Below are 10,316 nucleotides of genomic sequence, written 5' to 3'. Positions count from 1 at the left end.
AACCGGCTGATCACCGTGCATATTGGGTGGGGATTTTTACTTCGACACTTCTGGGGAAATTACGGTCGACGTTGACACCGTCTTCATCGGGCCTGCGTACTACCCCGCCCCGTATCCGTACTACGCCTGGCCGTGGTGGGGACCCTCGGTGTCATTGAGCTTCGGCTATTGGGGCGGCTGCTGTTACGGCGGAGGCCATCATGGCCACTGGGGCCATGGAGGCTGGGGCCATGGAGGCTGGGGCCACGGAAACCGAGGCTGGTCCGGCCAGAGCGGCTGGACGGGCCACGGATATCGATGGCGCGGCGGCGGTGGTGGCTGGGGCGGTGGCGGGGGTGGCCATTACTGGGGCGGCGCCGGAGGTCACGGGCCTGTGCACTGAACTGAGTGACCAGGAATGCGGCACAGCTGCAAGCGATCCCAGGCGCCGCCCCGACTGAAGCACTAGCCGGCAAGTGGCATGGCTTGGTCTCTGGATACTTCCGTGCTGCAGAATCGTTCGTGTCGGGTTACACGGGCTGGATGTTTGCGGCCTGCTTGCCTTTCGGCCCCTGCTTCACAGAAAGCTGACCTTGTGGCCTTCCTGAAGCGTCTCGAACCCTTTGCTCTGGATTTCGGAGAAGTGCGCGAAGAGGTCATCGCTGCCGTCGTCCGGCGTACAGGTGAACGGCGGCTTCAGTCACGAGAGTTGAACGTGTACTAGCGGAAGAACATTGGACTAGAGGTTCGGAACTGGGATAGCGCACGCTGGGTGATCAGTCGAGGCATTTCTCTGCTTGATGGGCTTCTAACATTATTTCTGTCGAGATGCACGTAAGTCTGAACCTTGTTTTTACTTAACTCCGGATAGAGTGCGACCAGTGACACGTGACCAGTGACCAGCGGTCGAGGTCGGGAACTGAAGCCTTACAGTTAACCGATCGAAATGTGTGATGTGCCACACATGTACGAACCGATAAAGGATAGCGTCCGGTGAATGGCCGCGAGCGCACTGACTAAGAATCCGTTTGTCCGACCTTTCCGGCAGAGGAAAACATGTCATCGATAATGAAGAATCCGGCACTACTAAAGCTTGCTCTTCTGCTTTTGTTTATAGCCTCCGCCGCCTGCACAGAAGCTATGGCCGATGATGAAGCTGATGCAAAGGAAAGGATTGCGCAATTCGAGACGAAGTATTTCCTGAAAGATGAACAAATCCGCCGGACCTGCGTGGCTCTGGGCGATGGCTACGGCTCAACGATTGAAAGGGGGATAATGATTCGGTTCTGCCTGGGTGGAACGAGCATTGACAAAAGCATGTTCGACGGCGCCCAAGAGATAACCGCCGACAGGATGAAAATGTTGCAGTCAGATTGTCGAAATAAGGTTCAAAAGGATAGCTTCGCATACAACGAAGGAGTGATAGGTCTGCAATACGAGTTGCATATTCCGGCTTTAGATAAAAAAACAACGCCGGAATTCGGGCAATACATGCAAGATCGCGCAACGATCGCTTGCATCCATGCCAAAACCGCACTCGCAGATATATGGCGGATTCGGCAAATGCAAAAAGCCAGCGCGTCTGATAAAGAAACGATCAAAAAACTTCGGCAGGTTGGCGACCGGCAAAAGGAAACGATATCCGATCTGCGCGCCCAACTCAAAGCAAGGCAGACGGTGAATTCTGCGGCCTCAGCAAATCCGTCTGTCCGGTCTCCTACGCCGGCCGCCAAGTGCGTTTGGAACGGACAGACCTACTCCCCGGGCGGAACCATTTGCGATAACCACACGGTGAGCGCGCAAGAATCGACGTCTAGCAAGCAGCGACCTGACCGTACAGGCTATGTCCACTGACTTTGGCGGATTCAACCGGTCGATGCAACGCAATGAACGTCGCATGAGCGGCGGGAGCGTTGCAAACGAAACAGAGACGCCGGATCTATTACAGCGAAAGCCAGAAGGCGTTGATGTGGGAACGCTGGCGCAAACTGGTGGTATCCAAGCCTGCACCACGCCGGCGATCCAGGCTGGCGCTCACGCTTGCCGAGCGCGAGGGGCCAGGCTCAACGCCGTGGCACGAAGGCTGAACGAGCGCCCAAGGAAGACGCTGGATTACGAAACACCGGCTGAACGATTCCATCGAACTATTGCATCGACCGGTTGAATCCGCCGCGTGCATGCCGCCGCCCGACTACTGCTTCGCATTGCCACGCACGCCGCCATCCTGCGGATGCGTTCCCTCCAGATTGTTATCGGTGGTTGACGGACCGAGTCTCGCCGCGTTCGATTGAGGTTGGCGGCGTTAAACGACATCGATGGGGCCTGCGGCGCCGGAAGCCAGAATGCCGTCATAGACTCAGACGCACATCGCCATCGTTTGCGCACAGATGTCTGATATTCCTCTAATGATGGCAATATTGCCACTTTCAGATTCTCCCGTAAAGCGCGACTATCGCCAAACGGAAACAGATGACGAAGGCGAGTTGCCGCGTCGCACGAGCTAAGTTTTCTATTCTCAAAGTTGCATATGCCGGACGCCACGTGCCGTCTTGATCAGTCGAGGAGTTTGCAATGAAAGTCGTCAAAGCCGCCGCAGTCCAGATCAGTCCCGTCCTCTATAGCCGTGAGGCAACCGTCGCGAAAGTCGTGCGGAAGATCCTCGACCTTGGTGAGAAAGGGGTACAGTTCGCCACGTTTCCTGAGACCGTGGTGCCTTACTACCCGTACTTTTCCGCAGTCCAGACGGGCATCGAGATTCTGTCCGGCAACGAGCATCTGAGGCTGCTGGAACAGGCCGTAATGGTGCCGTCGGCCGCCACCGACGCGATCGGCGAGGCGGCTCGAAAGGCGGGCATGGTGGTGTCCATCGGCGTCAATGAACGCGACGGCGGCACTCTCTACAACACTCAGTTGCTGTTCGACGCAGACGGTACGTTGATCCAGCGCCGCCGCAAGATCACGCCTACGCATTTCGAACGGATGATCTGGGGCCAAGGCGACGGCTCGGGCCTGCGCGCCGTCGACAGCAAGGTCGGCCGCATTGGTCAGTTGGCCTGCTTCGAGCACAACAACCCGCTGGCGCGCTACGCGATGATCGCCGATGGCGAGCAGATCCATTCGGCCATGTATCCGGGTTCGGCCTTTGGCGAGGGATTCGCTCAACGGATGGAAATCAATATCCGCCAGCACGCGCTCGAGTCCGGCGCCTTCGTCGTGAACGCAACCGCCTGGCTCGACGCCGACCAGCAGGCGCAGATCATGAAGGACACCGGCTGCGGGATCGGCCCGATCTCGGGCGGTTGCTTCACCACGATCGTGTCCCCTGACGGCATGCTGATGGCCGAACCGCTGCGCTCGGGCGAAGGGGAGGTGATCGTCGATCTCGACTTCTCGCTGATCGACCGCCGCAAGATGCTGATGGACTCGGCGGGTCACTACAACCGGCCGGAACTGCTCAGTCTCATGATCGATCGCACACCTACCGCGCACGTGCATGAGAACTGCGGGCATTTCATTCAGGAAGACCAGTCGGAAGTTGTCGCATGATCACTGAATAGAAGAGGTGCGAGGGTATTCGACCACGCTCCTCGCTCTCCCGTCCAGGGGCCGCCGCTGACCTGGAACCGTTGCGAAAATCGCGGACGGGACAGCGGTGTTGGCTGCTTCTCTCGAATCGGGGAAAAAACTGCCAGTTCGTTTTATTGGCGCGTGAAGATCGCGAGTCCGTCGGACGGAGCTTCGTCACGCACCCATCCATGCCGCCTGCGGCTGGGGTTGCTACGGAGTTCTTGATGGACAAACGGCGGCAAAAATGCGTACGTCGGTCGCGAGCTCTGAGGCAATTTGCCAGCGTGTTCGGTGTCCACATCCGAGTCGAAGCAGTGTCGCCGGTTGGCAAAACGTTCTCCGGCAGCTAAGCCAGCCCGGATCGTTCCCCATCAGCAGACAACGTCTCCGCCATGTCGGCCGCATGATGAGGCCGACATGGAATCAGGGTCGTTCTGCATTGGAAATCCCGGCTACGTTGGAGCTTACCCGGCAAGTCAAACCGACAACCCTACCTGCATCGTGATCTGTAAGGATGCACGCTATAAGCTTCAGTCATGTCTTCCGACGTTTGCGACCGTTGGGTTCGATTCGATGCGCGGACCTGCGACTAACGCATCGTGGCTACGACTAACGCATGGCGACTTTCAGGTTTGGCATCGAAGCGAACGTTGCGCGATGCACAACCGCTCTCGCATCCGTACGCTCGAGCGACTCCAAGTGGCACCTACGGCCCACGCGCGTATCGATGTGTGACTGACGCGCGAAGGGCGGGCATCTCGGGCGCGAGCAGTTAAAGTCGCTGAGACTGGATAGGATGGCTCTTCTGTCAACAGATTGATGCCTGTGATGCAACACTATGATTCGCTTTCGGGGATTGGTTCCGAGGGCGCCAAACGGATATTTTAAGCGTATGTACATGACACCCGCCGCGGCATCGACTCCGTAGTTGATACGCTCGAGACCTGCATACTCCGCCCGGCGGTGGCTTTGCTAGCCCGCTCGCTCAGTTCGCGAAGCGTGGGCAGACCGTTCGCGCTCAGCCGAAAGCGCGCCTCTTGTACCCGCAGTGCAGTTCAGTTTGTTCACGGTCCTCGCGATGGCGCACCACGCGATGCGCTGTACATGACGTTATCGGCCGTTGTATGAAGTGAAGGATAGGAGAAGTTGATGGCTAGTAGTGGCAGGTCGCTGCGTTTGATGGTGGAGCACTGGCTCGTCGGAAATTCCTCAAAGGGCGTTCGCGTCACAGCGTTCAGGAATAGACGATCCGAAAGCGAGTGCTATGTATGCGTCGAGGCGTTTAGGGGAACACGTCCGGTTGCGATGTTCTTCTTTCGTCATCAAGATGGCACATGGCGCATATATCCCCCTAATCGAAAACTGCCAGCTCTGTGGGGCATGTAATCAGTCCGCGATCAATGTTTCGGCCCGGGCATCGCGGCAGCAGGTCACCCAAGCGCGCCGCGAACGAAGCGCGCGAGGTTCTCACTCGTAAGTCTTGGTCCTCGGAAATCTCTCTTTTCGACCCCGTTTCAGTCCATCGACCCGCCTTTACATACAACGTTGATGAGTTTCCGAGTGCGTAGCGGCGGCCTTGAGTTCTCCGGGCATCGCCATGCGGCCAGGGCAACGCGTGCGCGAAGACGGCTCGACCTTTTTCAGGTGGGCGAGGGTCGCACCGTCTTCGGCGCGATTGTGCCGCGATGAGAAGGTGCTGGATTGACCTCATCCAAATCGAAATTCATTGATTCGTATACAAAAGTGTACAAACCCGAATCAGGCGGTCGCGATCGCCGTGGCCGGACCCCTCCGACGCCACCGGCCAGAGACAGTGTTCGAGAACACATTCGGAGCGGGGGTGTCGACGCTGCTACTTTTCTTGGATGACGGGGCTCGGACTGCGCTGCAGCGCGAATCAATGCGCCGTTGGATCGCTAGCGTCGTCTTTCAATCAGACGCCGCTTCCGCCCCTTCGCTCATCGGCGTCAATCAGCGCGTCATGCGCACCATTGAATAGCACTCGCTTCCGCGCGGCATACGCGGCCCCGCTCCTCTAACCGTCAAACGGCTCATGCGCGTCCCTCTCTCTACCACCGCCTTCATCGCCACACCGACGAGATAGCTTCGGTCGGAAGAATGTGTTGGACAAGTTGCATGTCCGTGCCCCGCGCAAAGGTTCCATCGCCAATATCTGCGTAGTTGGCGTGATTGGCATTGGAGTTATTTGCGACATGGATCTATAGAGCGCTCGTTAGGAGGTCCATTCAATACAAGGAGACTGGCGCGAGGCCACATCATCTGCCGTATTTAGCGCCGCGGCTTCTGGTCCCGTCAGATAGCAATCGCGGAAGCGCTCATCGACGCGTTCCCACATCTGTTTCGAAAATAGCAGCGCTGCGTTGAGCGGGCGATGGTTGATCACTACGGAATCCGTCTCTCCCTGTTCGTTCAGATGCGCGACGACCACCGTTTCGATCGGCACGCCCTGGATCTGCGAGCGATAGGATTCCAAGTACAAGCCGTTGCCGATCTCGCCCTTGTAGCTGTGATGCTGGAATTCGTAGAGCGAGACCGCGTGCTTGATCACGCAGAGAATATCGGCTCGTCCCTCGATCGGACGCTTCAGGACGGTGGCTTCGAGTGTCGCGTTCTCGGCGAGCCTCGCCAACCAGAGCGGCGCACTGCCTGTGGGCGCCAGCACCGGGGCCGTGTCGTTGAATTTCATGCTGGACGCTCCAGTTACAGCTTGCTCGTCATGCCGGCGCTAGCCGCATCGAGCGCTGCTTCCAGCATGATGCGCGCGGTTTCGAGGCGGCGTCGCGCGAGGCGTTCAACGCCCGCGTCGCGCTCGGACTCGCCCGCCAGCAGCGCATGAATATCGGGCAGCCTCCAGATCGCTCCGCGCGACCCCCAGGCGCCATCCTGAATCTCGGTCGGGAAGACCCAGACGCGCGGCGCGACGTCATCGAACGGCCGGTTCTCTGCGCGCGCCACCGCTTCCGTGAGCTTTCTGACGAGCGAGCAACACGATTCGTCGGTGTATTGCCCTTCGGGTGCAGACGGAATGATCCGGTAGCGTATCGTGTTCGTGCGTTCACCGCCGATGTAGATCGCTGCCGGCCGATGAAGATGGAAGACGGTGACATTTTGGGCGATCGGACTGGCAGGATCGTACCCTTCCGCCTCGATGAGAATATCGGTCAATTCCTTGACGAGCCGCGCTTCGGCCTCGGGTGCCAAGGCGTGTTCGGGCCACAGTGCATCAATCATTGGCATGGTGCTGCTCCTGCCTTCGGTTCATTGGATTGGCCATGATCAAGGTTTACTCGTGCGGCCGGAAGTGGCAGCATCGCCATTATTCAATGAATTTCAGACACGCAATGACCATCATCCGCATCTGGGTCTATGACGGAATCCTCGCGTCCGGCGTCGCGGGCCCTGTTGACGTCTTCAGCGCGGCCAATCAGTTCCATGCGCGCAAGGCTGCGGCGGGCACGATATCCGCGCCCGTATTCGCATGGCGCGTTGAATCTCTCGACGGGCAACCCGTCACGGCTGCGTCGGGCCAGACCATTTACGTCGACGGCAGGATCGACCCACGCAAACGGGCGGACGCCGTTCTGCTGACGGCACCGTTTTTCTCGAACATCGACGAGTTCATCGGGCGCCGCGAGCAGTTGGACGCGCTGTCTTCCGCACTACGGCGTCAACGCAAGGCCGGTGCCGTGCTGGCGGCTTATTGCACGGCCAACTACCTGCTCGCCGAGGCGGGCCTGCTGGATGGCCGCACCGCAACGACGCACTGGGCGAGAGCCGCGGACTTCGCGCGCCGCTATCCGCGTGTGGAAGTTCGCGCGCAGGAACTGCTGATCGCGCAAGACGGCATCATCTCGGGCGGTTCCGTGACGTCGTATCTGAATCTCGCGGTGCAGCTCGTCGAAACATTCGCCGACGAGGAACTCGCCACGGTGACTGCGAAGGCGCTATTGATCGACATGAACCGGACGTCGCAGGCTTCCTTTGCAACGCTTCTCGACGAACATGGGCATACCGACACGCTCGTCGCGCGCGCCCAGCAGCAGATGGAGGCTACGTTGCAGCAGGGATTCCGATTGAGTGACCTGGCGGCGTCGCTTGCTGTCAGCGAACGCACGCTCAATCGCCGTTTCAAGGAAGCCGTCGGGCTAGCACCGTTGACGTATCTGCAGAATCTACGCATCGAGGTTGCGAAAAGGCTGCTGGAAACGCGGCCAATTAGGCTTGAGGCGGTGAGTCAGCGGGTCGGCTACGGCGATATCAGCACATTTCGGCAATTGTTCAAGCGCAAGACCGGGTTGTCGCCGAGTGAATATCAAATGCGGTTCTCGCGTGCCGCGGCGGAGAATATAGAAGCCAAGTCGGGCCGCAACGGCGGCTGAGGCCTCGCGAGATCATTACGCCGCAGCCTTGTCACATTTCCGTTTCGCGGACGGATGCGGACAATCTTCTCAGATAGTGAAGCGTTATACCCATACTTATTTTATGGGATCTTGCAGGCAGACGCGAATCGATCTTATTATCTTTTCCATTAAGAGATGTTACCAACCAGAGAACCCTTTATGAAAAAAACGCGAGCCTTTATCACTCTTGCCATGGTCTCGATGGCGCTCCATGCAGCCAATGTGCTCGCCACAGAGGAGTCGTACAGCCTCACGCTCAAGGATCACAAATTTTCGCCGGACGGCCTGACCATCCCCGCAGGCAAGAAGGTAAAGGTAACCGTAAACAATCTTGATTCGACGCCGGCCGAATTCGAAAGCGACGACTTCAAGGCGGAGAAGGTGATTCCCGCAGGCAAGCAGGTCGATATTTTCATCGGGCCGCTGAAGGCCGGAACCTATGAGTTTCACGACGAGTATCACGAAGCTGAATCGAAGAGCCGTCTGACCGTCAAATAAGTGTTCACGTCATCATGCTATCCACCGCACTCATCGTCTTTCGTGAAGTACTCGAGGCCGCACTGGTTGTGTCGATCGTCATGGCGGCCACCAAAGGAGTTCTCAACCGAGGGTGGTGGGTTAGCGGCGGCCTGCTTAGCGGCGTTATCGGCGCTGGCCTCATAGCCATATTTGCGGACGTCATTTCGTCATGGGCGTCCGGCATGGGCCAGGAGGTGTTCAACGCCGGCGTGATGTTCGTCGCAGTCGTCATGCTCGCATGGCACAGCATCTGGATGGGCAAGCATAGCCGTGAGATGGCGCGGCAGATTTCAGACGTGGGCAAGGCCGTAGCGGCGGGCAGCAGACCTCTCACCGGTCTCGCAATCGTCGTTGGTGTAGCCGTGCTTCGTGAGGGTTCGGAGGCCGTCCTGTTTCTGTATGGCATCGCCGCGGGCGACCCGGGACAAACGCCGCAAATGATCCTGGGCGGACTGTCAGGTGTTCTCGGTGGCGTGGGTCTTGGTGCCGCGATGTATGCGGGGCTTCTGCAGATTCCGCTGAAGCGCCTGTTTTCCGTGACCAACGCACTGATCATTCTGCTGGCAGCAGGCATGGCGAGCCAGGGTGTCGGTTATCTGGTATCGGCTGGTCTTTTGCCGTCCTGGGGCGACATGGTCTGGGATACGTCGTGGCTGCTCAAGGAGACCAGCGTCATCGGCAAGATGCTTCACACGCTCATTGGCTACACGGCTCGACCCGCTGGAATCCAGATCGCGGCTTATATCGCGACACTCACAATCATTGTGCTTCTCGCTCGCACAATTGCAGGTCCTCAAGGCACTGCGCGTGGATCCCGGCAAGCGGCGTAGGGCTGCCAGACCTTCCGCGGAGAACCGCCAATCTGCTTTTAAGCGCAGCAGAGGAATATAAAAACTCACATGAAGACACCCAGCCCCGAGAAAAGCGCAGCATTGCTGGTCGCGCTGAGGGTGGTGATGCCAGAATGACGCCATTACGGAGCGCGAGTTTTTCGGGTCTCCAGCCTTCTTGGCTGGACACAGGTTGGCCGCTTGTGTATACGGCGACATGATCGCACTCAAGCTTCCACAGCTTTCCATGGCGGCGCTGCTGGAGGCGCCAGGCTGCACCTGGAGGGCTACGCGGCATCTGATCGGGCGGTCCGTGAGAGGAAGAAGACGGTCCAGTAAATGGACCACGGCCGCCGACGCGTCAAAATCACGAGCGCGGTAAGCGGCTCCCCCTTGATGAAGTGGGACGAGCCCACTGTCGTCGCCTGCCGCGAGAGCCCCTGCGCACCGAGAAGTCGGTGACCAACTGAACCCTTCCCGTTCAGCACCCGATGTGTGCTGGCCAGACCTGGATCGCGAAAGAGCGTGACTTATAAGCCGACACGAAGATGCGGCTTGCCGCGCAAGCGCGCTCCTCGAGTCTGCCTGGCTGCGAACCTTTGAAGGAACTCCGTCTCACCTGCGGTGAACAGCAAGACGGCGACGTGAAGGTGACGCCTGAGCGTGCGTGTAGAGCAGCGCCCGCACCGCAATATGGACTCGACACTGCTTCCGAAAGGCAAGGTATCACCCGGCTTTCCGGTATTGCCGACTGTGCACGGCCCATGGCTACCACAGTGTGCTGCATCAGCTTGAAGATGTACATCGTTGTCCAGCGCATCAACAGCCGTTCGAAACACATTGTCCGCAATGTCGCGGCGAAACGCCCTAAATCGTCAACGCCAACGTGATCGAGTCGCCGTTTCGATGCGCCTGGTGCCGTTCCCATTTCATGCGCGTACCGCGCATATTGCCCGGGACGGACTTTCAGCCCTCGACTCCCGCAATCTCAATGCGGTCA

Annotated in this window: 7 protein-coding genes and 2 pseudogenes; 6 read left to right on the top strand and 3 right to left on the bottom strand. The window is 58.6% G+C overall.

Going from position 1 to position 10,316, the window contains the following annotated elements; translation table 11 throughout:
* Positions 1 to 79 precede the first annotated feature (79 nt).
* Positions 80 to 382, top strand: a pseudogene (locus J8I87_RS44985) (hypothetical protein); the annotation flags it as partial.
* A 127-nt stretch (positions 383 to 509) separates the two neighbouring features.
* Here the strand turns inward: J8I87_RS44985 and J8I87_RS27530 are convergent.
* Positions 510 to 679: pseudogene (locus tag J8I87_RS27530) on the bottom strand (cold shock domain-containing protein).
* 356 nt (positions 680 to 1,035) lie between these two features.
* Here J8I87_RS27530 and J8I87_RS27525 point away from each other — a divergent pair.
* Both J8I87_RS27525 and J8I87_RS27520 read left to right on the top strand, forming a co-directional pair.
* Positions 1,036 to 1,833, top strand: a complete 798-nt coding sequence (locus J8I87_RS27525) for a hypothetical protein (protein WP_209935237.1) — start codon at positions 1,036 to 1,038, stop codon at positions 1,831 to 1,833.
* Positions 1,834 to 2,550: 717 nt separating this feature from the next.
* Entirely contained in the window at positions 2,551 to 3,525 is a 975-nt protein-coding gene (locus J8I87_RS27520) for a carbon-nitrogen hydrolase family protein (protein WP_209935236.1), read from the top strand.
* Positions 3,526 to 5,779: 2,254 nt separating this feature from the next.
* Here the strand turns inward: J8I87_RS27520 and J8I87_RS27515 are convergent.
* Entirely contained in the window at positions 5,780 to 6,253 is a 474-nt protein-coding gene (locus tag J8I87_RS27515) for a hypothetical protein (RefSeq protein ID WP_209935235.1), read from the bottom strand.
* A gap of 14 nt (positions 6,254 to 6,267) precedes the next feature.
* Positions 6,268 to 6,804 carry a Tautomerase enzyme gene (locus tag J8I87_RS27510; protein ID WP_209935233.1) on the bottom strand — a complete coding sequence of 179 codons (537 nt, stop codon included), beginning with the start codon at positions 6,802 to 6,804 and terminating at the stop codon, positions 6,268 to 6,270.
* Between the two features lie 104 nt (positions 6,805 to 6,908).
* Between J8I87_RS27510 and J8I87_RS27505 the strand changes: the two genes are divergently transcribed.
* The 3 genes from J8I87_RS27505 (at position 6,909) to J8I87_RS27495 (ending at position 9,316) form a co-directional block, all read left to right on the top strand.
* Positions 6,909 to 7,946: a GlxA family transcriptional regulator gene (locus J8I87_RS27505; RefSeq protein ID WP_209935242.1), complete on the top strand. Its 1,038-nt coding sequence runs from the start codon at positions 6,909 to 6,911 to the stop codon at positions 7,944 to 7,946.
* Positions 7,947 to 8,159: 213 nt separating this feature from the next.
* On the top strand, positions 8,160 to 8,465 hold the full coding sequence (locus J8I87_RS27500) for a cupredoxin domain-containing protein (RefSeq protein WP_245254194.1): 306 nt from the start codon (positions 8,160 to 8,162) through the stop codon (positions 8,463 to 8,465).
* A 14-nt stretch (positions 8,466 to 8,479) separates the two neighbouring features.
* Positions 8,480 to 9,316, top strand: coding sequence for an FTR1 family protein (locus J8I87_RS27495; protein ID WP_209935231.1), 837 nt, complete (start codon positions 8,480 to 8,482; stop codon positions 9,314 to 9,316).
* The last annotated feature ends 1,000 nt before the right edge of the window (positions 9,317 to 10,316 follow it).

This window comes from Paraburkholderia sp. LEh10 (genome assembly GCF_017814945.1).
In the GTDB taxonomy this organism is placed as follows: Bacteria; Pseudomonadota; Gammaproteobacteria; order Burkholderiales; family Burkholderiaceae; genus Paraburkholderia.
Note: the sequence above shows the minus strand (reverse complement) of the source record. Positions and strands in the feature narration are given on the sequence as shown.